The 24,528-nt window shown below is 73.3% G+C and carries 20 protein-coding genes and 5 pseudogenes; 19 read left to right on the top strand and 6 right to left on the bottom strand.

Translation table 11 applies throughout. The features are described 5' to 3' along the window. Nucleotides 1-75 precede the first annotated feature (75 nt). From N8I86_RS02945 to N8I86_RS02920, 6 genes and pseudogenes are all read left to right on the top strand, one after another. The gene (locus N8I86_RS02945; RefSeq protein WP_123439863.1) at nt 76-384 is read left to right on the top strand and encodes a hypothetical protein; all 309 of its coding nucleotides are present in this window, start codon (nt 76-78) and stop codon (nt 382-384) included. A 77-nt stretch (nt 385-461) separates the two neighbouring features. Next, nucleotides 462-759: pseudogene (locus tag N8I86_RS02940) on the top strand (substrate-binding domain-containing protein); the annotation flags it as partial. Nucleotides 760-845: 86 nt separating this feature from the next. Beyond that, complete coding sequence (locus N8I86_RS02935; RefSeq protein WP_263277002.1) at nt 846-2,171, top strand: FAD-dependent oxidoreductase; 1,326 nt, start codon at nt 846-848, stop codon at nt 2,169-2,171. A gap of 69 nt (nt 2,172-2,240) precedes the next feature. Beyond that, complete coding sequence (locus tag N8I86_RS02930) at nt 2,241-2,969, top strand: FadR/GntR family transcriptional regulator (RefSeq protein ID WP_263277001.1); 729 nt, start codon at nt 2,241-2,243, stop codon at nt 2,967-2,969. Nucleotides 2,970-3,155: 186 nt separating this feature from the next. After that, nucleotides 3,156-4,298 (top strand): DUF3103 domain-containing protein, encoded by a 1,143-nt coding sequence (locus N8I86_RS02925; protein WP_263277000.1) that lies wholly within the window; start codon nt 3,156-3,158, stop codon nt 4,296-4,298. Nucleotides 4,299-4,548: 250 nt separating this feature from the next. After that, nucleotides 4,549-6,161: pseudogene (locus N8I86_RS02920) on the top strand (sigma-70 family RNA polymerase sigma factor). Between the two features lie 172 nt (nt 6,162-6,333). On the opposite strand, the gene N8I86_RS02915 reads toward N8I86_RS02920, so the two are convergent. Continuing rightward, nucleotides 6,334-6,948 carry a TetR/AcrR family transcriptional regulator gene (locus tag N8I86_RS02915; protein WP_073895726.1) on the bottom strand — a complete coding sequence of 205 codons (615 nt, stop codon included), beginning with the start codon at nt 6,946-6,948 and terminating at the stop codon, nt 6,334-6,336. Nucleotides 6,949-7,103: 155 nt separating this feature from the next. Here N8I86_RS02915 and N8I86_RS02910 point away from each other — a divergent pair, with 155 nt between their 5' ends. The 3 genes from N8I86_RS02910 (at nt 7,104) to msrA (ending at nt 10,775) form a co-directional block, all read left to right on the top strand. Continuing rightward, entirely contained in the window at nt 7,104-9,308 is a 2,205-nt protein-coding gene (locus N8I86_RS02910) for an MMPL family transporter (protein ID WP_263276999.1), read from the top strand. Nucleotides 9,309-9,348: 40 nt separating this feature from the next. Then, the gene (locus N8I86_RS02905; RefSeq protein ID WP_263276998.1) at nt 9,349-10,068 is read left to right on the top strand and encodes a DUF2993 domain-containing protein; all 720 of its coding nucleotides are present in this window, start codon (nt 9,349-9,351) and stop codon (nt 10,066-10,068) included. Nucleotides 10,069-10,253: 185 nt separating this feature from the next. Continuing rightward, on the top strand, nt 10,254-10,775 hold the full coding sequence (gene msrA, locus N8I86_RS02900; protein WP_073895733.1) for a peptide-methionine (S)-S-oxide reductase MsrA: 522 nt from the start codon (nt 10,254-10,256) through the stop codon (nt 10,773-10,775). Nucleotides 10,776-10,860: 85 nt separating this feature from the next. Here msrA and N8I86_RS02895 read toward each other — a convergent pair whose 3' ends face one another. After that, entirely contained in the window at nt 10,861-12,012 is a 1,152-nt protein-coding gene (locus tag N8I86_RS02895; protein WP_073896706.1) for a glutathione-independent formaldehyde dehydrogenase, read from the bottom strand. Between the two features lie 484 nt (nt 12,013-12,496). Between N8I86_RS02895 and N8I86_RS02890 the strand changes: the two genes are divergently transcribed. Both N8I86_RS02890 and sigJ read left to right on the top strand, forming a co-directional pair. Beyond that, on the top strand, nt 12,497-13,708 hold the full coding sequence (locus tag N8I86_RS02890) for a S8 family peptidase (RefSeq protein ID WP_352063884.1): 1,212 nt from the start codon (nt 12,497-12,499) through the stop codon (nt 13,706-13,708). Between the two features lie 347 nt (nt 13,709-14,055). Next, nucleotides 14,056-14,970 carry an RNA polymerase sigma factor SigJ gene (gene sigJ / locus N8I86_RS02885; RefSeq protein WP_263276997.1) on the top strand — a complete coding sequence of 305 codons (915 nt, stop codon included), beginning with the start codon at nt 14,056-14,058 and terminating at the stop codon, nt 14,968-14,970. 65 nt (nt 14,971-15,035) lie between these two features. On the opposite strand, the gene N8I86_RS02880 is transcribed toward sigJ, so the two are convergent. Both N8I86_RS02880 and N8I86_RS02875 read right to left on the bottom strand, forming a co-directional pair. Beyond that, nucleotides 15,036-15,773, bottom strand: coding sequence for an SDR family oxidoreductase (locus N8I86_RS02880; protein WP_263280053.1), 738 nt, complete (start codon nt 15,771-15,773; stop codon nt 15,036-15,038). A 234-nt stretch (nt 15,774-16,007) separates the two neighbouring features. Next, nucleotides 16,008-16,355: a DUF1330 domain-containing protein gene (locus tag N8I86_RS02875; RefSeq protein ID WP_073895741.1), complete on the bottom strand. Its 348-nt coding sequence runs from the start codon at nt 16,353-16,355 to the stop codon at nt 16,008-16,010. Nucleotides 16,356-16,549: 194 nt separating this feature from the next. Here N8I86_RS02875 and N8I86_RS02870 point away from each other — a divergent pair, with 194 nt between their 5' ends. The 5 genes and pseudogenes from N8I86_RS02870 to N8I86_RS02855 all read left to right on the top strand — a co-directional run bounded on the left by N8I86_RS02870 (nt 16,550) and on the right by N8I86_RS02855 (nt 21,777). Beyond that, on the top strand, nt 16,550-17,701 hold the full coding sequence (locus N8I86_RS02870) for a permease (RefSeq protein ID WP_263276996.1): 1,152 nt from the start codon (nt 16,550-16,552) through the stop codon (nt 17,699-17,701). A 94-nt stretch (nt 17,702-17,795) separates the two neighbouring features. After that, nucleotides 17,796-18,515, top strand: a complete 720-nt coding sequence (locus N8I86_RS02865; RefSeq protein ID WP_263276995.1) for a FadR/GntR family transcriptional regulator — start codon at nt 17,796-17,798, stop codon at nt 18,513-18,515. Nucleotides 18,516-18,586: 71 nt separating this feature from the next. Further along, nucleotides 18,587-20,992 (top strand): annotated as a pseudogene (locus N8I86_RS38960) (GMC family oxidoreductase N-terminal domain-containing protein); the annotation flags it as partial. Beyond that, nucleotides 20,893-21,096, top strand: a pseudogene (locus N8I86_RS39205) (hypothetical protein); the annotation flags it as partial. The pseudogenes N8I86_RS38960 and N8I86_RS39205, both read left to right, overlap by 100 nt. 159 nt (nt 21,097-21,255) lie before the next feature. Further along, nucleotides 21,256-21,777 carry a GMC family oxidoreductase gene (locus N8I86_RS02855; protein ID WP_263280052.1) on the top strand — a complete coding sequence of 174 codons (522 nt, stop codon included), beginning with the start codon at nt 21,256-21,258 and terminating at the stop codon, nt 21,775-21,777. A 90-nt stretch (nt 21,778-21,867) separates the two neighbouring features. Here the strand turns inward: N8I86_RS02855 and N8I86_RS02850 are convergent, their stop codons facing one another. After that, nucleotides 21,868-22,041: a hypothetical protein gene (locus tag N8I86_RS02850; RefSeq protein ID WP_263276994.1), complete on the bottom strand. Its 174-nt coding sequence runs from the start codon at nt 22,039-22,041 to the stop codon at nt 21,868-21,870. A 149-nt stretch (nt 22,042-22,190) separates the two neighbouring features. On the opposite strand from N8I86_RS02850, the gene N8I86_RS02845 reads away from it, so the two are divergent. Beyond that, the gene (locus tag N8I86_RS02845) at nt 22,191-22,355 is read left to right on the top strand and encodes a hypothetical protein (RefSeq protein ID WP_263280225.1); all 165 of its coding nucleotides are present in this window, start codon (nt 22,191-22,193) and stop codon (nt 22,353-22,355) included. Nucleotides 22,356-22,402: 47 nt separating this feature from the next. Here the strand turns inward: N8I86_RS02845 and N8I86_RS02840 are convergent, their stop codons facing one another. Continuing rightward, nucleotides 22,403-23,212 carry an SGNH/GDSL hydrolase family protein gene (locus N8I86_RS02840; protein ID WP_123439135.1) on the bottom strand — a complete coding sequence of 270 codons (810 nt, stop codon included), beginning with the start codon at nt 23,210-23,212 and terminating at the stop codon, nt 22,403-22,405. A gap of 270 nt (nt 23,213-23,482) precedes the next feature. On the opposite strand from N8I86_RS02840, the pseudogene N8I86_RS02835 reads away from it, so the two are divergent. Together N8I86_RS02835 and N8I86_RS02830 are read left to right on the top strand one after the other, a co-directional pair. Next, a pseudogene (locus N8I86_RS02835) lies at nt 23,483-23,851 on the top strand (VOC family protein); the annotation flags it as partial. A 58-nt stretch (nt 23,852-23,909) separates the two neighbouring features. After that, nucleotides 23,910-24,527: a TOPRIM nucleotidyl transferase/hydrolase domain-containing protein gene (locus N8I86_RS02830; protein ID WP_073895825.1), complete on the top strand. Its 618-nt coding sequence runs from the start codon at nt 23,910-23,912 to the stop codon at nt 24,525-24,527. Nucleotide 24,528 lies beyond the last annotated feature (1 nt).

Genomic DNA, 24,528 nt, shown 5'->3' with positions numbered 1-24,528 from the left:
GTAGCGCGGTGGGTGCTCGCGGCCACCGCGTACCGCCGGGGTGTCAGCCTGCCGCCCGGGGGAAACCCGGGCGCCATGGCAGCACACGAGCGGCAGGAGCCTTCCCCCTCCGACCGGCAGGTGGTGGACCGGCTGGTGCCCGTCTGGCTCGCGGAGACGGAACGCCACGATCCCGGCGCCGCCCGACGGGCCCGGGAGGGCTGGCGGAACGGCACGCTGGGCGGCGAGTGCGCGCAGGACCTGGCCACCTGGGTGACCGCGCGGGTCACCGACACGGCCTTCAACGAGGACGAGGGCCCGGAGGTCGAGGGCCCCGCGCGCATCACGCCCGCGGACAAGGAGAGCGTGCACCGCTGGCTCGCGGCCCAGGGGCATCCGGTCTGACCGCCCGACGGTCGTGCGAACACGTGATCAACGAGCTCGCCGGCCTCGGGGAGGTCCACCACCCCGCCCACGCTCGTGTCGTCCTGCTGAGCGGCCGGGGCGCCCCCGACCACGCCCGCCCCTCCCGCCCGTTCCCGCTCAGCCATGTCGACCCGGCGCACCGGGACGGCGGGCGGCTCGCGGCGGAGCGCCTGCCCGCCCGCGGCTGCCGCAGGCTCGCCGAACGCCCCGACCGGGACGCGGTGTTCGCCGCCTAAGACCTCCTGGCCCAGGGCGCCTGCCAGGTGCTGCGGGAGCGGGTGCCGGCGGGTGCCGGAGGGCGTGGCGGTGATCGGTTGCGACGACTCGGCGGTCGCCCCCTGCCGGCCTGGGCTCAAGAGAGGGTGGCCGGGCAGCGGCCGGGAGGCGTAGGATATTCATCGTCCGATGAATTACTGCTCTCCCGGAAGGGCAGGGCCGACATGGAACGCACCACATGCTGTGTCGTGGGAGGCGGCCCCGCGGGCATGGTGCTCGCCCTCCTGCTGGCCCGGGCCGGCGTCGCCGTGACGGTGCTGGAGAAGCACGCCGACTTCCTCCGCGACTTCCGCGGTGACACCGTCCACCCCTCCACCCTGGCGCTGCTCGACGACCTGGGGCTGGCCGAGCGCTTCGCCCGGCTGCCGCAGCGCCGGGTGCGCACCGTCCAGCTGCCGGTCGGAGCGGGCCGCTCGGCGGTCACGGTCGCCGACCTCGCCGTACTGCGCGGTCCGTACGACTACGTGGCGATGGTGCCCCAGTGGGACCTGCTCGACCTGCTCGCGGACGAGGCCCGCCGGGAGCCGGGCTTCGAGCTGCGGATGAACACCGAGGCGACCTCGTTCCTCACCGAGTCGGGACGCGTGTGCGGTGTGCGCTACCGGACCGCGGACGGCCGTACGGGAGAACTGCGCGCCCTCCTCACCGTCGCCTGCGACGGCCGCGGATCACTGGCACGCCTGCGGCCGGAGCTCGGACTGCGTGGCTTCCCCTGCCCGATGGACGCCTGGTGGTTCCGGCTGCCGCGGTTCGAGGGCGACCCGCGCGGGCTCTTCGGCGGAGCAGGCGACCGCTTCCTGACCGCGATGATCGACCGCGGGGACTACTGGCAGTGCGCCGCGCTCATCCCCAAGGGCACCGACGCCGAGCGCCGCGCCGTCGGACTCCCGCGCTTCCTGGCCGACTTCACCGCCGCCGTCCCCTGGATCGCCGGCCGCACCGGCGCCCTGGACTCCTGGGACGACGTCAAGCTGCTCGACGTACGGCTGGACCGGCTGCGCCGCTGGCACCGGCCGGGCCTGCTGTGCATCGGCGATGCCGCGCACGCCATGTCCCCGGTGTTCGGCATCGGCATCAACCTCGCGGTGCAGGACGCCGTGGCCGCCGCCCGCATCCTGGCCGGGCCGCTTCTGCGGGGACGGGTGAGCCTGCGTGACGTGCGCGGGGTGCAGCGCCGCCGCGGATTCACCACGGTCGCCACACAGGCGCTCCAGCGCACGGCGCACGCCCGCTTCATCGCTCCTGTGCTGCGGGGCCGGCCGCCCCTCGGCAGCGCGAAGCGCGCCCGGCGTGCCGCGCGGCTGATCGCCGGGATGCCCTGGACGCGGCGCCTGCCCGCCTACTTCCTCGCGTACGGCGCACTCCGCGAACGTCCGCCCCGGGAGGCGGTGCGAAGCGGCCGCCCCGCGGCGGCGGCCCGGTCAACTCCGCGTCTCCTCGGGGGCATTGACGACCTCCGAGGGCAGCTGCTTCACTGGCGCCGTGGCTGAGCCACCGAACCACCGAGCCGCCTTCCGGTGAACCGCCGGACCGCCGTACCGACGCATCGGAGACCCCGCGTGGCCGTCGAAAGCCTTCCCCGCCGATCCGTGGTCGACCTGCTCGAGGACCGGCTGCGCCAGGACATCCTCGGCGGTACCCACCGGCCCGGCTCGCTGCTCCCTCCCGAACGGGAGCTGGCGGCCGGATACGGCGTCACACGCACCACCCTGAAGCACGCGCTGACCCGGCTGGAGAAGGCGGGGCTGCTCAGCACCCGGCACGGCGTCGGGACCTCCGTGCTGGACTACCTGCGGCTCGGCGGTGCCGACCTGCTCCCGATGCTGGCCACGCAGGACTCCGCCTGGCTGAGGGAGGTCTTCGAGGTGCGGCGGCACATCGGCGCGCTGATCGCCGGCCGGGCCGCCGCCCGGCGCACGGCGCGGCAGGCCAGGTCGCTCGAGGAGCTGCTGCGCCGGGTGGCCGAGGCGCCGGACGCCGACGCCACCCAGCTCGCCGACGTGGAGGTGCACCGCGAACTGGCCCGGGCCACCGGCAACCGGGTCTATCTGCTCCTCACCAACACGCTCTTCAACGCCTACCTCCCGGTGCGGGGCGCCCTGCGGTCCCCGTTCGAGGACGCGGCCGGGGCGGCGGCGCGGCTGGCACCCGTCGTGCACGCGGTGTCCGAGGGCCGGCCCGAGGACGCGCGGCGTGCGGCCGAGACGTACCTGAGGACCACCGAGAAGCTCATGCTGAGCTCGCTGAAGCCGGCCCGGCGCGGGGAGGCGGGCGGGCGCCCCGGCTAGCGGATCGCCCCCTCACCACCCTCCCGCGGCGGGCCGGGGCCGATTCCCGGCCCGCCGCCGTCGAGGAGACGCGCGTGCGGCACGTCTCTGGATTGTCATGCACGCGCCATACCGTTATCGCCGACCCCCACGCACGCCGTACCGCGTCCCCGCGGTGCGGCGGCCGACCACAACAGAAGGAGCACGGTGAGCAGACCCAGCAAGCGACGCGGCGCCCTGATGGGCATCACGCTGGCCGCCGTCATCGGCACGGCGCAGCCCGCGATCGCCTCGACCGCACCCGACCCGGCGCGCCCGGCCACCGAGTCCCGGCATGCCCAAGTCCACGACATCGAGGACCGGATCGCACGCTCCCTGTCCTCCTCGCTGGCGGCGCCCGGGTGGAGGGAACAGGTGCGCAGGGCCGCGCTCGGCACACCGGAGGTGGACCTGCGGGCCCTGGCCGCACGGTCCGCGGACCCCGGGGGTCGGCGGCTCGAGACCGCGGTCACCACCGCGGACCGGCACATCGCCGCCCTCAAGGGGCTGCCCGCGGCGACCGGTTCCCTGCTGCGCGTACGCCTCGGCGCCCCCTCCATGCGCGGGCGCCTCGAAGACGGAGCCACACCGTGGGTCGCCGTCGCGGCGGCCGACGAGCGCACCAGGACCATCACCGCCTACGACAGCCGGGGCCGCGCGCACGCCGTGGACGCCACCCGGATTCCCGACCGTCCCCTCTACGTCCTGGACATCGACGTCGCCAAGGCCCACCGCGCCGGACTCGCGGTGCTGCGCGGCGCCCTCGCCGACAAGGGCCTCGCCACCCCGCGGGACCGGGCCGCGAACGGGGCCGGTGCGGCCGGCTGGTGGGCCACCAAGGTCACGGCCGTCGAGGTGAACGACGACGAGGAGCCCTGGTTCAAGGGCGGTGCCGAGATGTTCGCCCTGGTGACCGGCTTCGGGCCGGACGGCAAGGCCCGCGTCGACTCGGTCGACATGCCGTACCTGGACGACGACGGCACGGTCTACCACCCGAACCAGATCCTGGTGAACTGGTCCAGCTACAAGTACGACCTCGCCGACGTCGTCATGATGGAGGACGACGACGGCACCAACTACAAGGCCCTGGCCCAGGCCCTCACCACCGCCCTGCTCACCGTCACCGACCAGGGGACGTACATCCCCCTGGTGAACGCGGTGCTGAGCGCGATGCCGGACTCCTGGTTCACCGACGACCCCGACTACGTCGAGTCCTGGTACACCCTGTCCAGGAACTCCACGGGCCGGCTCGACGGGGCCGCGGGCAACGGCTGGATGACCGTGGAGCCGTACTTCGTCCAGCAGTTCTGACGCTCGCCCCCCCGCCCGGTCCCGGGCTCAGGGCGCCGAGCCGTCCGGGTGCGCGCCGCGGTCGCGCAGCCGGGCGGCCAGTCGCCGACGTGTCCTCACTGTCCGTCACCGGACCGCAGCCTCGCGTGGAAGGTGCGGCCCGGCGGGAAATTCCGGGGACGAGTTTTCGAACAAGTGTTATCCGGGGCGCCCCCGGCGGTCTCCCAGGCATCGGACACAATCGTTCGGCGTCGAGGACGGGAAGCATTTGATGAGCGCACAGCACGGGGCGGGGTCGGCGGCGTTGGTGATCGCCGCGCGGGAGGGGGACACGCAGGCCCAGGACGCCCTGGTCAACGCGTACCTTCCGCTGGTCTACAACATCGTCGGGCGGGCGCTGAACGGCTCGGTGGACGTCGACGACGTGGTGCAGGAGACCATGCTGCGCGCCCTGCACGGCCTGGACGGGCTGCGGACTCCGGAGCGCTTCCGCTCCTGGCTCGTCGCGATCGCGATGAACCAGGTGCGCACGCACTGGCAGGACCGGCAGAACGCCCCGGGCGCCGTGGACGAGGCCCAGGACCTGGCTGATCCGGGTGCCGACTTCGTGGACCTGACGGTGATGCAGCTCCAGCTCTCCGGGCAGCGCCAGGAGACGGCGCGGGCGACGCGCTGGCTGGAGCCGGACGACCGCGGTCTGCTGTCGCTGTGGTGGCTGGAGTGCGCCGGGGAGCTGACCCGGACCGAGGTCGCCGCCGCCCTCGACCTGTCCACCCAGCACACCGCGGTCCGTGTGCAGCGGATGAAGGCGCAGCTCGAGGCCGCCCGCGTGGTGGTGCGGGCGCTCGACGCGCGGCCCCAGTGCGAGGAGCTCCGGGTCGTGCTCGCCGCCTGGGACGGACTGCCCTCGGCGCTGTGGCGCAAGCGAATAGCCAGGCACGCCCGCGAGTGCGTGCGCTGCTCCGGCCTGTGGTCCGGACTGATGCCCGCGGAGGGGCTGCTGGCCGGACTGGCGCTGGTCGGAGTCTCGTCCGCCCTCCTCGCGAGCGTGCGCTCCGCCACCGGCGGGATGGCCGCCGCCGGTTCCGCGACCCCCTCGGCGCGTCGGCCGGCCCGGTGCCGGGCCAGGGCCGCGCGGCCTCCCGCACCGAGTCCCTGCGCCGGCGGCGCATGCGGCGCCGGGCCGTCAGCGCTGCCGTCGTGGCGGCCTGCGTCGCCGGCGGCGGCTTCTGGTACTTCGGCACGGACTCCGGTGACGGTGCCGGTGGTACGACCGCCGAGCGCGCGGAGGCCACCCCCGTCGTGGACCTCTCGGCGCCCAGCCCCGAGAAGAGCTCACCCTCGGCCTCCGCCTCACCGTCGCCTTCCGTCTCGAAGACGAAGAAGGCACGCCCCTCCAAGTCGCCGAGCCCCACTCCGAAGAAGACGACGCCCGCGCCCCGGCGTTCCACCCCGCCGGCTCCCACGCCGGCCGGTACACCGCAGTCCCAGCCGGCCCCGTCGGGCACGGTCGCGCAGGTGGTCGCGCTGGTGAACAAGGAGCGCGCGAGCGCCGGCTGCGGTCCGCTCACCGAGGACCCGCAACTGGAGAAGGCGGCCCAGAACCACTCCGACGACATGGCCGCGAGAGGCTTCTTCGACCACACCAACCCCGACGGCGCCGACCCGGGGCAGCGCATCACCGCGACGGGCTACCGCTGGTCCACGGAGGGCGAGAACATCGCGCAGGGGCAGCAGACCGCCGCATCCGTCATGGACTCCTGGATGCACAGTCCCGGCCACCGCGCGAACATCCTCAACTGCTCCTTCAAGAACATCGGCGTGGGCGTCCACAAGGGCGCGGGCGGTCCGTGGTGGACCCAGGACTTCGGTACCCGCATGTGATGCCCGCGGTCCGAGGGGCACGGGGACCGAGGCGGGCACGGGGACCGAGGCGGGCACGGGGACCGAGGCGGCCACGGACGCCGGAGACGGTGGACCGTGCCCGCGCGGGGCCCCGGGCCTCGCGGGACTCCGGCCCTCGTGAGCGGCCCGGAAGGCGCCGCCGCCCGCCCCGCTACGGGGTGCCGATCCCCCGCAGGATGCGGAAGGCCCGCAGCAGGGTCGCCGGGCCCGTGTCCGTCGGGCCGGTCGCCCGGCGTGCCCGGCGCGTCCGCAGGACGGCGCGTACCGCGGACAGCGCGGCGCACGCGATCACGGCCGCCTCGAGGTCGGCGTCCGGAGTGTCCGGCGGGAGCCGGCGCCGGACCAGGGCGGTGAGCCGCTCCTCGAAGTCGGAGAAGGCCTGCACGAGGCGGGCCGTGACGACGTTCTCGATGTCCTCCAGCGGATGGCTGAGGGCGGTCAGGGTGGAGGCCGCGAACGGCTCGGCCGCCTCCAGCAGGGCGTTGCACACCGCGTCCAGGGGCTCCTCGTCCGCGGGACGCGCGGCCAGGGCGTTCTCCACGTACGCGAAGATCTCGACCCCGTCCGGCAGCAGCAGCGCCTCCTTGCTCTCGAAGTAGCGGAAGAACGTGCGCACCGAGACGTTCGCGTGAGCGGCGATGTCCGCGACCGTCGTGGCCTCGAAGCCCCGCTCCCGGAACAGGCGCGCGGCTCCCTCCAGCAGCAGGCGCCGCGTCTCCACCTTCTTGCGCTCACGCAGTCCGGCGGTGGCGGTCTCGTTCGGCATGGGGCGAGCCTCCGCCATGCTGTCGCGACTGTCAATCGGCACGCGTGTCACGCCGGGCACCTCCTCTTCACATATGTCATCCATGCCAATTGTCATGCATGCCATTTCTTCTCTAGAGTGCGCGTCAGTCGTGACACTTTCCTCTGGAGGCCACGGTGCCCCGTTCCTCGCCCCACCTCCCGGCGCCGGCCGGAGCGTCCGCCGGGCCGCGTCCGCCGACCGGACCCGAGCCCGCGCCCGGCCGGCTCGGCCGCCTCGGCGCCCACTGCGCCCGGCACCCCGCGGCCGTCGTCGCCGTCTGGCTGCTGGTCCTCGCCGCGGCCCTGGCCGGACGGCACCTGGCCGACCCCACCTTCAGCGACCAGGTCAGCCTGCCCGGCACCCCCTCCCACACCGGTGCCGACCTCCTGGCCCGGTCCCTGCCGGACGCGGGCAGGCCCAACGGCAAGGTCGTCCTCCACACCGGCTCCGGCACCGTGGACGACCGGCGGTCCGCCGTGGACCGGACCCTGGCCGAGCTGCGCGACCTGCCCCGTGTCACCGCTGTCTCCGCGCCCGTGACCAGCGACGACGGGCGTACCGCGTACACCACCGTCTCCTTCGACGAGCAGCTGAAGAGCCTCGGTCACGACTACACCGCGAAGCTGGACAGGGCGACGGAGCACGCCCGGGCGGCGGGGCTGGGCGTCGCGTACGGCGGCGACCTCGAACAAGTGGTTCGGGAACCGGCCGACGACAAGCTCAGCGAGGGTGTGGGCGTCGCCACCGCCCTCGTCATCCTGCTGCTGGCCTTCGGCAGTGTCCTCGCCGCGCTGATGCCCCTGGTCACCGCGCTGATCAGCGTCGGCGTCGGTCTCGGCGTCGTGGGCGTCGTCGCCGCCACCCTCTCCTTCGCCACCTCCGCCACGACCCTCGCGGGCATGATCGGCCTCGGCGTCGGCATCGACTACGCGCTGTTCCTGACCACGCGCTTCCGGCAGGACCTCGTCGAGGGGCGCGATCCGGTCGAGGCCGCGGCGCGCACCGCGCACACCAGCGGACGCGCCGTGCTCATCGCCGCCCTGACCGTGGCCGTCGCCATGCTCAGCCTCTACGCCTGCGGCCTGACCTTCATCGGGAAGATCGGGCTGGCGGCCACCCTCGCCGTCGTCGTGACCGCCGCCGCCGCCCTCACCCTGGTCCCGGCGGGCCTGGGACTGGTCGGCCGGCGCATCGACCGGCTACGGGTGCGCCGCCCGGTGGCCGAGAGCACGGGAGCGCGCGACGGCTGGCACCGCTACGCCGACGTCGTCTCCCGGCGCCCGTGGACGTTCCTGGCCGTCGGCCTCGCGATCCTCGGCGTGTGCTCCGTGCCCCTGCTGTCGATGCGCCTCGGCCACGTCGACGCCGGAGCGGACCGGGCCGGCAGCAGCACGCGCACGGCGTACGACTGGATCGCGCACGCCGACGGGCCGGGCTTCGGCCCGGGGGCGAACGGCCCCGTCCTCGTCGTCGCCGACGTGAGCCGGGCGACGACACCCGTCGACCGGATCTCCGAGGACCTGACCGCCGCTCTCCGGGGCACCCACGGCGTCGCGTCCGTGAGCCCCGTCAGGGCGAGCGCGGACGGAAAGGTCCTCGCCGCCACGGTCACCCCGGCGACCGGCCCCCAGGACCGGGCGACCGGCGACCTGCTCGACACCCTGTCCGGGCGGACGCTGCCTAAGGCCCTCGACGGCACGGGAGCGAAGGCGTACCCGACCGGCAGTGTGGCCGGCCAGGCGGACTTCCGCGCCACCATCGGCGAGCGGCTTCCCCTCGTCATCGGCATCGTCCTCGTCCTCGCCTTCCTGCTGCTGATGACGGTCTTCCGCAGCCTGGTGATCCCCCTCAAGGCCGTCGTCCTCAACCTCCTCACCACGGCCGCCTCCTACGGCGTGCTCGTGGCGGTCTTCCAATGGGGCTGGGGCGACTCGCTGCTGGGCCTGTCCGAACCGGTGCCCATCGAGTCGTACGTCCCGATGATGATGTTCGCCATCGTCTTCGGCCTGTCCATGGACTACGAGATCTTCCTGCTGTCCCGGATCGCCGAAGCCTGGAACCGCACCGGCGACAACAGGCTCTCCGTGGGGGAGGGGCTGTCCTCGACGGCGCGGGTCATCTCGGCCGCCGCCTTCATCATGACCGCGGTGTTCCTGTCGTTCACCGCCTCGCCCACCGTGGTCGTGAAGATGCTCGCGCTGGGGCTGGCGATCAGTGTGATCATCGACGCGACGGTGGTCAGGCTGGTCCTGGTGCCGTCGGCCATGTTCCTCATGGGCCGGGCGAACTGGTGGATACCCCGCCGGCTCGACCGGCTCCTGCCGCACGTGCACGCCTGACCGTCCCGCACCCACCCGACCGAACCGGAGCAGAACCCCCGTGATCCTCAACCGCCGAGGCAGGACCCTCACCCTGGTCGCGGCCGCCGCGACACTGGCCGCCGTCGTCTGCGCGACCGATCTCCTCGTCGAGCACCGGACCGAGGCGAAGGTCGCCGACCGGGCGTCGCACAGTCTGCGCCCCGACGGGCCGGTGCACGTCGACCTCACCACCTCGCTCGCCGGACTGCGCACCCTCGGCGGGGACGTCGGCGACGTGGAGGTGAGCGCCGAGGGCGTCCACCGCCACCACGCCGTGATGGACGTGACCGTCCAGCTGAAGGACGTCACGACGGACGGCCGCAGCGCCGGCGGCACGGCCACCGCCACCGTCGGATACGACCAGGTGACCCGGCGCCTGGGGGCACTCGGCGACGGGCTGACAGCCGGCGGACAGGACGGGGACCTGGTCCTCGGTGGGAGCGTCGGGACGCTGGGGCTGCCGGTCACCGTGCGGGCGAAGGTGTCCACCAGGTCCGACGCCTTCACCATCACACCCACCACGGTCGGTGTCCTCGGCCGGAACGTGCCGGTCGACGACCTCGACGCCCTGCCGGCCGCGTCCGGGCTGCGGGACCGGCTGAAGCCCCGCACGGTCGCCGTCACCGGACTGCCCCGCGGGGTCGCGCTGACCTCCGCCCGCGCCGGCGGCGATGGCCTCGCCCTCAACTTCTCCATAGCCGCGGGACCGACACCGCAAGGGGACGGGGGAGCCGCCTGACCCCCCGGCGGAAGGGCCGTCCGGCAGGGCGGCGACCGGGAATCAAACGCGCCGCTCCCCGGTTGCAGAATGTGTCGTGAGCGGCCGTCGACCGGCCGCTCGTGGACAGCAAGAGGCCGAGTGACCGTGGGGCCGGCACGCCGACGAGCGCGCCGGCCCGTGGGTCGAGCGTGAGGGAGCGACCGATGACAGTGGGAACCGAGCGAGCCGTGCTGGCGGGCGGTTGTTTCTGGGGCATGCAGGACCTGGTCCGCAAGCAGCCGGGTGTCGTGGGCACGCGCGTCGGCTACACCGGCGGTGACACGCCGAACGCCACCTACCGCAACCACGGCGACCATGCCGAGGCCATCGAGATCCTCTTCGATCCCGCGGCCACGAGCTACCGCGACATCCTGGAGTTCTTCTTCCAGATCCACGACCCGACGACGCGGGACCGCCAGGGCAACGACATCGGGCGAAGCTACCGGTCCGCCATCTACTACACCGATGCGGAGCAGCACCGCGTCGCCGTGGACACCATCGCGGACGTCGAGGCGAGCGGTCTGTGGCCGGGCAAGGTCGTCACGGAGGTCGAGCCGGTGGGCGACTTCTGGGAGGCGGAGCCCGAGCACCAGGACTACCTGGAGCGCTACCCCAACGGGTACACCTGCCACTTCCCGCGCCCGAACTGGAAGCTGCCGCGCCGGACTCCGTCCGCCACGAACTGAGACCCGGCCGCCCCGCGGCACCCGAGAAGGTCCCGGCGCACCCGTGCGCCGGGACCTTCCGCGTCATGCGGACGTCACGACCGCCTCACGCGGCGAGTGCGTGACCCGGGTGCAGCACCACCTTGGTGTAGCCCTCGATCCGCTTGTCGAACTTCTCGTACGCCAGCGGTGCGTCCTCCAGCGGCAGCTCGTGCGAGACCACGAAGCTGGGCTTGGCCCGCCCGGCGATGATCATGTCGCGCAACTGGCGGTTGTACCGCTTGACGTTGCACTGACCGGTGCCCATCTGCTGGCCCTTCTCGAACATCTTGCCGATGGAGACCAGCAGCTGGCCCTGCTTGGCGTGCTCGTCGGGTCCACCCGGGTCGGACGGCACGTACAGACCCGGTACGCCGAGCATCCCGGTGGGCCGGACCGTCATGACGAGTTCGTTGAGGACGATGGCCGGTTCCTCGTGGCTCGTGTCGTGCGACTGGGCCTGGTAGCCGACGGCGTCCACGCCCTTGTCGGTTCCCTCGCCTCCCGTCTGTTCCTTGATCTGTTCGGCCGGGTCGCCCTTGGTGAAGTCGATGGGGATCGCCCCGATCTCCTCCGCCTTGGCGAGGCGCTCGGGCACGCGGTCCACGGAGAACACCTTCGACGCACCACGCAACAGCGCGGAGTAGGCGGCCATCAGGCCCACCGGGCCCGCGCCGTAGACGGCGACGCTCTCGCCCGGGGAGACCTGGGCGAGCTCGCATCCGTGGTACCCGGTCGGGAAGATGTCGGCGAGCAGCACGAAGTCGGTCTCGAATTCGTCGCCCGGCGGCAGCTTCAAGCAGTTGAAGTCCGCGAACGGCACCCGCAGCAGCTCTGCCTGGCCGCCCTTGTAGGGGCCCATCGCGACATAGCCGTAAGCTCCGCCGGCGAAGCCCGGATTGACCGTCAGACAGAACCCGGTCTTTCCGGCGAGGCAGTTCTTGCAGAATCCGCAGGCCACGTTGAACGGCATGACCACGCGGTCGCCCTGGGACAAGGAGGTCACACCGCTGCCGACCTCCTCGACGATGCCGAGGTTCTCGTGCCCGAAGACGATGCCGGCCTCCGCTGCGGTGCGGCCCTCGTACATGTGCAGGTCGGAGCCGCATATCGCGGTCGACGTCACCCTCACCAGCACGTCGTTCGGGTGCTGGATCTGCGGATCATCGACGTCCCTCACCGTCACGCTGAACGGCTTTTCGTAGACGACGGCTTTCACCTGGACCACCTCCGCGGCTGGCGCTGGACGACGGCGGTGGAAAGGCCGCTGCCCGGGGGACGCACAGGGGGAGCGTGGGCCCGCTGTCCATGCCGTGGCCCCCATGCGCTCGTTTCACCGCCGGTACTTACCAGGTAACGACCCCGGGACAGGGGTTGCAACCCATACCGGCGCGCATCCTCGATGTCGTACACAAGTGCGAATTCCTGGGCCGAGGTGCGCCCCTCCGTGGATGGCCGGTGAAGGAATGGTCACGGACTTTTCTTGATCGTTCCTTGGTGATTCAACCAACGCGACGGGCTGCGCGAATGCGTGCGGGTTGCCTCGTGGATGCGTGAGTCCTGTGGAGATCGGCCTCGCCCGGGCCGCCGTCGCGGGAGGCGGGGATTGATCTGCTCGCGACAAGTAGGCACGCTCCATGGCGCGAGCAGGGCTTCGCTGCTCGCGCGAATCCCCCCACACACACAGCATGAGGAGACCCCTCTTGACGGCGCATCACAAACGCATAGGCAGGGCCAAGACCGTCACCGCGATCGCGGCCGCTGCGACCGTCGCGGGCACCGCCCTGTACGTGACCCCCGCCGCGCAGGCGGACCAGCCCGCGGAAGGCGTGGTCTACGGCCTGAACGCCGAAGGAGCCGTGTCCGGCAGCTACATCGTCCTGCTGGACCAGAAGACCTCGGGCGCCGAGAAGCAGGACCTGGCCCAGGAGTACGGCGGGCAGCTCAGCCGGACCTACGGCTCGTCGGTCAACGGGTTCTCCGCGGACAGCCTCAGCGAGACCGAGGCCAAGCGCCTGGCCGCCGACCCCGCGGTCGCCACGGTGGTGCAGAACAAGAAGTTCCACATCGACGCCACGCAGGACAAGCCGCCGTCCTGGGGGCTGGACCGCATCGACCAGAAGGACACCGCGGGCGACGGCAAGTACACCTACCCCGACAAGGGCGGTGAAGGGGTGACCGCGTACGTCATCGACACCGGCGTACGCATCAGCCACAAGGACTTCGGCGGCCGTGCCGCCTACGGGTTCGACGCGGTCGACAAGGACGACACCGCCGACGACGGCAACGGGCACGGCACCCACGTGGCCGGCACCATCGCCGGCACGGCCCACGGGGTGGCCAAGAAGGCCAAGATCGTCGCCGTCAGGGTCCTCGACGACAAGGGCTCCGGCACCACCGAGCAGGTCGTCGCCGGCATCGACTGGGTGACCAAGAACCACAAGGGCCCGTCCGTCGCCAACATGAGCCTCGGCGGAGGCGTCGACCAGGCCCTCGACGCGGCGGTCGGCAAGGCCATCGCCTCGGGCGTGACGTTCGCGGTCGCCGCCGGCAACGAGTCGGCCGACGCCGGCCAGAGCTCCCCGGCGCGGGTCCCCGAGGCCATCACGGTCGCGTCCAGCACCAAGGACGACGCCCAGTCGGACTTCTCCAACTTCGGCAAGACGGTGGACCTGTACGCCCCCGGCTCCGACATCACCTCCGACTGGAACGACAGCGACGAGGGCACCAAGACGATCTCCGGCACCTCGATGGCCACCCCCCACGTCACGGGCGCCGCCGCCGTCTACCTGGCCGGGCACCCGGACGCCACCCCGGCCCAGGTCGCGACCGCCCTCACCGGGGGCGCGACCGCCGACAAGATCACCAACCCCAGCAGCGGCACGGCCAACAAGCTGCTCAAGGTGATCGAGTAGGTTCCCTTCCCACCCCGACCGACCGGACCCCGTGACCCGGCGGTGCCCGCCCCCGAGGAAGAAGAGGCGGCGTCGCCGGGGCGCGGGGCCGCCGGGGTCGGGGACGAGAGAGAGGCGCCCGGTAGGGGATCGTCCCGGCTTCCGGGTCGTAGGAGCGCTGGCCGCCGAGCACCGCGCGGCGGGCCGCGCCGTCCTGCGGGGCGTCGACTCCGGGGCCCGAGCGGGCCGACGCGGTCGCGACCGGCCCGCCCCGGCGGGAGGGCCGCCGTAGGATCACGGCGGGCCCTCCCCGCGCCGCGGGCACGCCACCGCGAGGGCACGGGTCGACCTGCGGAGGCACCGGCACCATGGATGAGCGACAGCCCCTCACCGACGACTCGCTGCGGGCGGCGGCGGAGGCGTTCGAGCGGCTGCGGCCACGGCTGTTCGGTATCGCCTACCGCGTCCTGGGCAGCGTGTCCGAGGCCGAGGACGTCGTGCAGGACGTGTGGGTCCGCTGGCAGGGCACCGACCGCGGCGCGGTGCTCGACCCCGGGGCGTACCTGGCGAAGGCCGCCACCCGTCTGGCGGTCAACGTGGCCCGGTCGGCACGGGTCCGCCGTGAGGCCTACGTGGGCCCGTGGCTGCCCGAACCCGTGGACACCAGCGTGGACCCCCAGGTCGGCGCGGAGCGCGGCGAGGCCCTGGAACTGGCCGTGCTGCTCGTCCTGCAGCGGCTGAATCCCGTGGAGCGGGCGGCCTACGTCCTGCGCGAGGCGTTCGCCTACGCCTACGACGAGATCGCCGGCATCCTGGAGCTGAGTCAGGCCAACACCCGGCAGATCGTCAGCCGGGCCCGCAAACGCCTGGCCGCCGAGCGCCGCGCACCCGTCGACAGCGCCCAGCACCGGCGCCTGCTGGACGCGTTCGTCGCCGCCGCACGCCACGGGGACGTGGCCGCGCTGGAGGACGTGCTCTCGGCGGACGTCGTGGCGTACGCGGACGGCAACGGCATGCGCGGCGTGGCACGCCTGAGGGTCGACGGAGCATCGCGGGTGGCGAGGGTCAGCGCGTTCGCGCGGAAGTTCTTCCCGCGGGCCGTGTACGGCGTGGTCGAGGCCAACGGCCGGCCCGCCGTGCTGCTCGTCCAGGACGGAGCCGCCGTCGCCCTGGTGAGCGTCACCGTGGGTCCGGACGGGATCGACGGGCTCTACTGGGTGCTGGCGCCCGACAAGCTGCGGGCGTACGAGCGGTCGGCCCACAGGCTCACCGGGCAGCCGTAGCACCGGCGGGGCGGCACGCGTGCACGTGTGGTCCGTGGACGCGTGCCGCACCCCGGGTCCGCCGGTCAGTTCCGCTTGAGCCAGTCCTCGTAGCGGGTGGTCACGACGTCCACCGTGTCGTCGCCGGTGAGCACGTCGGGCATCCCCGCGAACAGGCCTGCGGTCTCGTCGGTGACGACGGTACGGCCGTCGGGCTTCACCTCCAGGGTGATCTCGCCGAGCCGGTCGAGTCCGTGCACCTCGGGTCCGGCGATGTTGCGCACGCCGTTCGACGGTTCGGACTGCGCCGCCTCCGCCACGGCCGCGGCGACATCGGCGGAGGCGATCGGACGCAGCCGCAGGGAGGGCAGCCGCACCTCCCCGCCCTCGCTGGTCATGTCCATCACGGGGGCGACGAACTCGAAGAACTGGGTGGCGCGCACGATGCTGTACGGAACGCCACTGCCCTTGACGGCGTCCTCCTGGGCGACCTTGGCCCGGTAGTAGCCGTAGTCCGGCACCTGGTCGACGCCGACGATGGAGAGCGCCACATGGTGCCGGACACCCGCCTCCCGCTCCGCCTCGCCGAGGTTGCGCCCCGAGCGGGTGAAGAAGTCCAGCGCCGGCTCGGCGTCGAAGGAGGGGGAGTTCGACACGTCCACGACCACGTCCGCGCCCTTGAGGGCGTCCGCCAGACCCTCGCCGGTGAGCGCGTTGACGCCCGAGGAGGGGGAGGCCGCCACCGCCTCGTGACCCCTACCGCGCAACAGCGCGATCACCTGCGAGCCGATGAGCCCCGTACCGCCGACGACCACGATCTTCATCACTGTCTCCATCCGTTGATCCGGCTTGGCTGACGGACACCGGTGAGGCCTCACCGGATCCGGTGCGGGAACCCGCACATCAACAAGACAGGACAGCTGCCGGGTCTGTGACAGCCGAGGTGACGCGGATCCCGCCCGCCACGGCGACGCGGGGCCGCCCGGTCCCACGGCCCGCCGCGCGCCTTCCCAGTCTGTGGCCGTGTGTCGGGCCGTGCCAGCGGACGTGGCCGCGGGTCACGGGTGGGGCAGGGCCTCCCGCATGGCCTCGGCGGTGGCCGTCGCGTCGTAGTCCTCACCGACTCCCGGTACGAAGATGATGTCGCCGTCGATGTGGCGCGAGCGCAGCGGCGCGATCGCCCGGTAGGCGTCCGAGTCCCACCACGCCCGCGCCTCGGTCATCGAAGGGAAGCCGATCACCACGACGTGCCCCGGCCAGGCGCCCTCCTTCACCTCGTGCTGGGCGGCGTGCACGAGGAACCGGCCGCCGTACGGTTCGAAGGTCGCGGTGATCCGGGCGATGTACTCGGCGATCTCCGGGTGCGGGGCGGCTTCCCGCAGGTGGCCTATCACGTAGGCGGTCATGGCATCCTTCCGGCCGGTCGGCGTCTGACGTCGACGATCGTGCCACCGGCTGGGACGCGGGGCGATTACTTTTCGGGTAAGCGCCCGGCCTCCCGTTCGGGGCACCGGCCGGCCGCGGACGCCACCGCCCGCCCGTCTCCGGCGGCGGCGTGTCCTTCGCTCGCGCGCGGTGCCCCGAACGGGAGGCTGCGAGGATGCACGCCGTACTGCACGCGTTGTCGATCACCGGGTCCATGACCTGGGAGATCACCTGGGCCCTCATCCTGGGGTTCACCCTGTCCGCCGTCGTCCAGGCCGTGGTCCGCAAGTCCACCGTCGTCTCCCTGCTCGGCGACGACCGGCCCCGTACCCTCGCCGTCTCGGCCGGCCTGGGAGCGGCGTCCTCCTCCTGCTCGTACGCCGCCGTGGCGCTCGCAAGGTCGCTGTTCCGCAAGGGTGCGAACTTCACCGCCGCCATGGCCTTCGAGATCGCCTCCACCAACCTGGTCGTCGAACTGGGCGTCATCCTGGCGCTCCTGATGGGCTGGCAGTTCACCGCGGCCGAGTTCGTCGGCGGCCCCGTGATGATCCTCGTGCTGGCCTTCCAGTTCCGGCTGTTCCTGAGCGAGCGGCTGCTGCGGCAGGCTCGCGAGCAGGCGGAACAGGGTCGCGCCGGGTCGATGGAGGGGCACGCCGCGATGGACATGTCCGTGCGGCGCGGCGGCTCCTTCACCGAGCGGCTGTTCTCCCGCGAGGGCTTCACCGCCACCAGCCACGTGTTCGTCATGGAGTGGGCGGCCATCCTGCGCGACCTGGTCGTCGGCCTGCTCATCGCCGGTGCCGTCGCCGCCTGGGTGCCCGACTCGTTCTGGCGCGCCTTCTTCTTCGAGGGACATCCGCTCGCCGCGAAACTGTGGGGACCCCTCATCGGTCCGGTGGTGGCGATCGCCTCGTTCGTGTGCTCCATCGGCAACGTGCCGCTGGCGGTGGTGCTGTGGCAGGGAGGGATCAGCTTCGGTGGCGTGGTCGCGTTCATCTTCGCCGACCTGCTGATCCTGCCGATCCTGAACATCTACCGGAAGTACTACGGCCGCAGGACGGCGGTCTTCCTCCTCGGCACCTTCTACGCCGCGATGGTCCTCGCGGGGTACTTCGTGGAGTTCGTCTTCGGCGGCCTCGGGCTGATCCCGGACCAGGCCGACGCGAAGGTCCCCATGGAGGGCGTCCGCTGGAACTACACCACCTGGCTCAACATCGTCTTCCTCGCCCTCGCCGCCGTGCTCGTGGTCCGGTTCCTGCGGACCGGCGGGGCGGCCATGCTCCGCATGATGAGCGGCGCACCGGACCCGGGCGGCGGCCGGCGCTGAGGGCCGATACCCGCCGTAACACGCCCAGTTCGCACCCCGCGGGGCCGGGCCGGCCGTGCCGTGCCCATTGACTCCACCGCGTCGCACTGGTTCAGTGGCTCATCCACTGAGCCACTGGGAGGACGGCGTGGCGGCACTGCCCCGAGAGACCATCGTGGACGTTCTGGAGGGCCGACTGCGGGAGGACATCCTCGACGGACGCCATCCGGCGGGCAGTTACCTGCCGCCGGAACGCACACTCGCCGACGGATACGGCGTCACCCGCACCACCCTCAAGCACGCGTTCGGCCGTCTGACACAGGCAGGGCTGCTGGAGACCCGGCACGGCGTCGGCACCCGCGTACGGGACTACCTGCGCCTGGGCGGCGCCGACCTGCTGCCCATGCTCGTACGGCACAGCCCCGACTGGATCGGCGAGGTCTTCGAAGTACGGCGTGGCGTCGGCGCGTTGATATCGGAGCGCGCCGCGCTCCGGGCGACCGACCGGCAACGGGACGAGCTGCGCGCCCGGTTGGCGGCCGTGCGCGGCGCGCCGGACGCGGACGCGGTGCAGCTCGCGGACATCGAGGTGCACCGCGCCCTGGCCCGCGCCACCGGCAACCGCGTCTACGTCCTGCTGACCAACACCCTCTTCAACGCCTACCTGCCGGTGCGTGCCGCGCTCAGGGCCCCCTTCACGGAACCCCAGGCGGCCCACGAGCGCCTCGAACCCGTGGTGGACGCGGTGACGGCCGGTGACGCGGCGGCCGCCCGGCGGGCCGCCGAACACTATCTGACCGTCACCGAGCGGATCATGCTGGAGGGTCTCGCGTGAACACCGGCAGCTCCACGCACGCGACAGCGCACAGCGGCCCGCCCGCTCGCGGGACGGCCTTCAGCGAGACGATGGTCGGCACCCTGCGGCTCGACGGCGAGGACCGCACCCGGCGGACGCGCCTCGACCTCACCGTCTCGGCCGACCGGGTCCTACGGCTCCTCGGCACCACCGAGGCCCGCGCCACCGGCCGGATACGTGTAGCCGGATGGGCCGACGCCCCGGACGTCGAGGGCGAGTTGGAGATCTCACCGCTCGCCCGGCGCCGTATCCGCTATCGCGTCGACTTCACCGCCGACGGCCGCCGGCTCACCCTCGACGGCTGGAAGTCCGTCACGCCGCGCAGGCCAGTCACCTCCATGACCGTCCTGCCGTACACCCTCCTGGAGGACGGTGTGCGGATCGGCACCGGCACCCTGCGCTTCCCCCTCGCCACGCAGCTCCTCCCCTTCCTCGCCGGTTTCCGCTTCCCCAGGCGGGAGGACGGCGCCGAGTTCCTCCGGCCGCGCTGGCGCGGGGAACCGGGACGCACCGAGGTCTGGTACACGACCGTCACCGACCCGGCCACGGGCGCCGGGCTGTGGCTGCACCACGAGCTGACCGCCCCCGACGACGGGTCCGAGCCGTACGCGCACGGCTGGGCCGCGGTCTTCCCCAAGGACGGTCCGGTGCGGCACGCCCGCTTCGGCCCCACCGGGTGGCGCCCCCGGGAGACCGGGTTCGGCGCCGACGGAGTCGAGGTGCGGCCCGGGCGCCTCTCCGGTTCGGCGGACGGCGGTGCACTGCGCTGGGACCTCGCCGAACAGCCCACCGACGGCCCGCTGTTCACCTTCCCCCGCTGGGCCTGGCGCCGCCCGCTGCTGCCGGCCGCCCAGATGCTCCCCGCCGCGCGCGCCCGCTACGACGGGACCTTCACCCACGACGGCGAGACCCTCATCCTGAGCGCGGCACCGGGCGCGTCGGCACGCATCTACGGGCACGGCAACGCCCGCCGCTGGGCCTGGCTGCACGCCGACCTCGGCGGGGGAGACGTCCTGGAGATCGTCGCCGCCGTCTCCATGCGCCCCGGCCTGCGCCGGCTCCCCCGCTGGTCTTCCTCCGGCTGCGCCGGCACGGTCGCACCTGGCCGCGCCGGGCCGAGCGGTCCGCGGCCGGCTGGGCCGGAGGGGACGCTTCCGTGCCGACATCGCGCTGCCCACCTGGACCGTCGTCGGCCGCAGCGGGCTGCGCCGGGTCCGGGTCGAGGTCACCCAGCCCGCGGACCGCACCCTCTCGCTCGACTACACCGACCCCGACGGCCGGCACGCGACGTGCCGCAACAGCGAGCGCGCCGACGCGCACGTCCTGCTGGAACGGCGGCGGTTCGGCGGCTGGCGCACCGAGGCCGAGTGGACCCTCGACGGAACCGCCCACGCGGAGGTGGGCACCCGATGAGCCTCGCCGGACTCGTCTCCGCCCTCATCGCCGACGACGCGGGCGCCGACTGGACCCGCCGTGTCCCCGCCCGGCTGGAGACGACGCTCGCCGCTCTGCCGTTCGCCGCCCGGGCCGGCGTCCGGGCGGCGGCGCGCGGCATGGACGCCTACGCCGTCGTGCGCACCGGACGCACCCTGGGCGCCCTCACCGCCCCCGAAAGGGAGTCCGTGCTGGCGGAACTGGCCGCGCGCCCCGGCCTCCAGCCGCTGCTGGACGTGCTCAAGGTGCCCGTCCTCATGGCGGCCGGCACCGAGCGGATGCTCCAGGACGGTCCCGCGCCGCGCGCCCTCCCGCGCGCGGACCCGCCCCTCGACCTGACACCCGCATCCGAGTGGCCCGCCCGCTCCACCGCCGACGCGGTGGTCATCGGCTCGGGCGCGGGCGGGGCGACGGCCGCCCGGACCCTGGCCCGCGCCGGACTGGACGTGGTCGTGCTCGAAGAGGGCCGGCACCACAGCACCGAGTCCTTCGGCCGGCGTCCGCCCCTGGACCGGTTCACCGAGCTGTACCGCGACGGCGGAGCGACGATCGCCCTCGGCCGCCCGCCGCTGCTGCTGCCGGTCGGCCGCGCCGTCGGCGGTACGACCGTGGTCAACTCCGGTACCTGCTACCGCACTCCGGACCACGTCCTGACCCGCTGGAGCGAAGACTTCGGGTTCCGGCCCGCCGACGGCTTCGACCGGTACCTGGACGAGGCCGAGCGCGCGCTGAAGGTGGCCGTGCAGCCTCTCGACGTCCTCGGGAACAACGGCCGTCTGACGCTCGCCGGAGCCCGGGAACTCGGCTGGCGGGCCGCCCCCCTGCGCCGTAACGCGCCGGGCTGCCGGGGCTCCTGCCAGTGCGTGGTGGGCTGCCCCACCGGCGCCAAACAGAGCGTCCAGCTCTCCGTGCTGCCCGACGCCTGCGCCGCGGGAGCACGCATCGTCACCGGGGCACGGGTCGAGCGCGTCCTCGTCGACGCGGACCGGCCCGGGGGGCCGCGGGCGGCGGGCGTCAGGGTACGCCGGGACGACGGCGCCTTCGAGATCCTCGCGCCGCTCGTCGTCGTCGCGGGGGCGCCCTGCAGTCCCCCCAGCTCCTGCGCCGCTCCGGCCTCGGCCGGCACCCGCGCCTCGGTCGCAACCTCAGCGTCCACCCGGCCACGAGCGTCGCCGGACGCTTCGCCGAACCCGTCACCGCATGGAAGGGCGTGCTGCAGAGCGTCGGCGTGGAGGAGCACCACGCGCGGGGCGTCCTCATCGAGGCCACCGCCACCCCGCCCGGGATGGGCTCCTTCGTCCTGCCCGGACTGGGCGCCGAGCTGCGCCGCGAACTGGAGGGCGCCGACCGGCTCGCCACGCTCGGCGCGATGATCGCCGACCGTCCTTCCGGCCGGGTCCTCGGCCGCGACCGCACCCTGCTCCGCTACGACCTGGACCGCCGGGACGCGGGCCGGCTGATGCACGCCGTGCGGGCCATGGGCGAGCTGCTGTTCGCCGCGGGCGCCGAGGAAGTGCTCACCGGCGTCCCCGCCACCCCCCGGGTGCGCACTCTCGCGGAGCTGGACACCGTCCTCGCCGGAACCAGCGCGCGGCAGCTGCATCTGACGGCGTACCACCCCACCGGCACGGTCGCCGCGGGCGCGGACCCGCAGCGCTGCCCGGCCGACCCGGAGGGCCGCCTGCGCGGTGTACGGGGTGTGCTCGTCGCCGACGCCTCGGTGCTCCCCAGCTGCCCGCAGGTGAACCCGCAGGTGAGCATCATGGCAGCGGCGCTGGCGATCACCGAGGCGCACACCGGCCGTTGAGCCGCGGGTCGAGCGCGCGCCCTGTCACCATCCCGCCGGAGCGGGACCGTGACAGGGCGGCCGGGCGAGGCACCTCCGTGAGCGACCGGGTCAGACCGCGGGTCCGACGGCCTCCGGTACGGCCTGCCGCTCCGCCCCGCGGGCTTGGGTCGGCAGGGTGAGGACGGCCAGACAGGCGAGGGCGGCCAGGGCGGCGAAGAAGGAGAAGCCCCACGGGTGGCTGACCCCCCGGGCGGTGACGAGGTCTGCGGGGAGGGGCGGCACGGGACCGTGTGGGGGAGCGTGCTCAGGAGGGAGTGGTGAGCGCCGTGTCGACCTGTACGAGCCGCGGACCGTCCGGGCGCTCGGCGAGTACGGCACGCAACTCCGCCGCGCCGTGCACCTGTCGGGCCGGCACGCCGTAACCCTCCGCGATGCGGGTGAAATCCAGACCGGAGGTCGCGCTCTACGCCCGGCACGAGGCGTCGCGCAGTCCGGCCCAGCGCCGGCTGGTCCCGTTCATGGCCGAGGTGCTGGGCGAACGGGTCGGCCCGGCACAGCTGCCGCCCGGCCCGCTGACCGACGCCGGGATCCGCTGACCCGCGCGTCCTTCGCGCGCGCGGACGCCGGGGGTGCGGCGCGGGGCTCACACCGCGCCGCTGAGCAGGGGCAGATAGCCGAGGGACTGCCCGGGGGCCGTCGGGTGGTACGACTGCATGGGATCCAGCCAGTCGACGCTGCGCATCCACGGGTTCGCCGAACAGATCTCGTGCCCGGCGAAGGCGGTACGGGCGTCCGCGAACGTGAACCCGTGGGCGACGGCACGGGCTGCGATCACCGCGTTCAGGCCGTCCACGGCGTCGTTCAGGGCTCCCCGCTCCACGTCCTGGAGACCGCGCGAACAGCCGCCGTGCAGCTGGTAGAAGTGCGGGTAGCCGAGCACCACGACACGTGCGGCCGGCGCCTTGCCCCTGATGGCCGAGTACAGCACGTCGAGACGGCCCGGCAGGGTGCCCTGCACGAACGAGCGGGCCGCGGTGATGGCGGACAGGCACGCGGTCCGGCCGGGCAGCGCGCAGGTGGCCATGACCTTCGCGAAGCCCGAGTCACTGCCGCCGACCGTGAGGCTGACCAGCCCGGTGTGCGGCCCCAGCGGGCCGAGTTGCTTGTTCAGCACGTCGTCGGTGTGCGCGCCGTTGCACGCGGTGAAGCTGAACGAGGACGGCGCGTGGGCCGCGGCCCACAGGGCGGGGTACGACCGCGTGCTGCGCAGGCAGGACAGGCCGGCGGAGAGGTAGTCGCCGGCCCCGACCCCCGACGAGTAGGAGTCGCCGAGCGCCACGTAGGCCAGGGCTGCCGAGCCGGGCGCCGGACGCGCGGTCGCGGGACCGGCCAGGGTGCAGGCGACGGCGAGGAGGACCGAGGACGCGCGGGACGCGATGCGGGACTGTCTCATATCCCCCTGATAGCGCGGCCGGGGCGGCTCGGCCCGCCCTGACCGGGCACGCTCCGTGACCCTGTTGCCGAACACCGGTGATGATGCGGCCACCCGGCACGCCCGGGGAGACCGCCTCGGCGGATCGCCGGCGACGGGCCTCCCCGCCCCGCCGGAGTTCACCCGGTGGGCCGTCACCCGTTCGGCGGTACCCGCACGTGCGTCGAGTGTGCCAGCGGGTTGCCGGAATCCCCTGGACGGCGCACCGTGTTCATGATCGGATGACCGGCCATGACCTCCTTGATCCGCCACATCACCATCGACGCCGCCGACCCCTACACCCTCGGGAGCTTCTGGGCCGAGGCCCTGGACGGCTCGCTCGCCGACGACGACTTCCCCGGCGATCCGGCGGCGCTGGTCACGACCCCGGCGGCCACGTTGCTGTTCATCAGGGTCGACGACCGCAAGACCGTGAAGAACCGCGTGCACTGGGATCTCCAGCCCGAGGACCGCAGCCGGGACGAGGAGGTCGAGCGCCTGCTCGAACTCGGCGCCACGCTTCAGGGGGACCACCGGCGGCCCGACGGCACCGGCTGGGTGACACTGCGGGACCCCGAGGGCAACGAGTTCTGCGTGGAGCGCAGCGCCGCGGAACGCGCCACTGACTGAGATCGGAAATTCCCTGGCGTGACGCCCGGCGGGAGCCAACACTCGTCGCATGGCTGACATGGGGGAGTTCCGGGACGCGGTCACGGCGTGGGCGGCCGGTGCTCCCGGCGACCCCGCACGGGAACTGGCCGCGCGGCTGTCCGTCCGGGCGGTCGTGCTCCTGGAGGGGCCGAGCGACGCCGCGGCGGTCAGCGCGCTCGCCGTACGCCGCGGCCGGAACCCGGCGGCCGAGGGGATCTGCGTCCTGTCCATGGGCGGCGCGATGAACGTCGGCCGCTTCGCCGGCCTCCTCGGACCGCCCGGTCTGGGCCTTCGCCTCACGGGACTGTGCGACGAGGCCGAGCGCGGCTACTACGCCCGCGGTTGGGAGCGGGCCGGTGTGCCGCGGCAGGAATTCTTCGTCTGCGCGGCCGATCTGGAGGACGAGCTCATCCGGGCACTCGGCGTGGCGCGGGTGGCGGAGCTGATCGGGGTGGAGGGCGACGAGCGGGCCCTGCAGACGTTCCTGCGCCAGCCCGCCCAGCAAGGCCGCGGCTCCCAGCAGCAGTTGCGGCGCTTCCTCGGTACGAAGAAGGGCCGCAAGATCCACTACGGCCGCGTCCTCGTCGAGGCCCTCGACCCCGACCGCGTGCCCGCCCCGCTCGACGCGCTGCTCAGCAGCCTCTAAG

Origin of the sequence: Streptomyces albidicamelliae, assembly GCF_025642175.1 — a bacterium.
In the GTDB taxonomy this organism is placed as follows: Bacteria; Actinomycetota; Actinomycetes; order Streptomycetales; family Streptomycetaceae; genus Streptomyces; species Streptomyces albidocamelliae.
The sequence above is the reverse complement of the archived record's forward strand: the minus strand, read 5'-3'. Positions and strand labels throughout refer to the sequence as shown.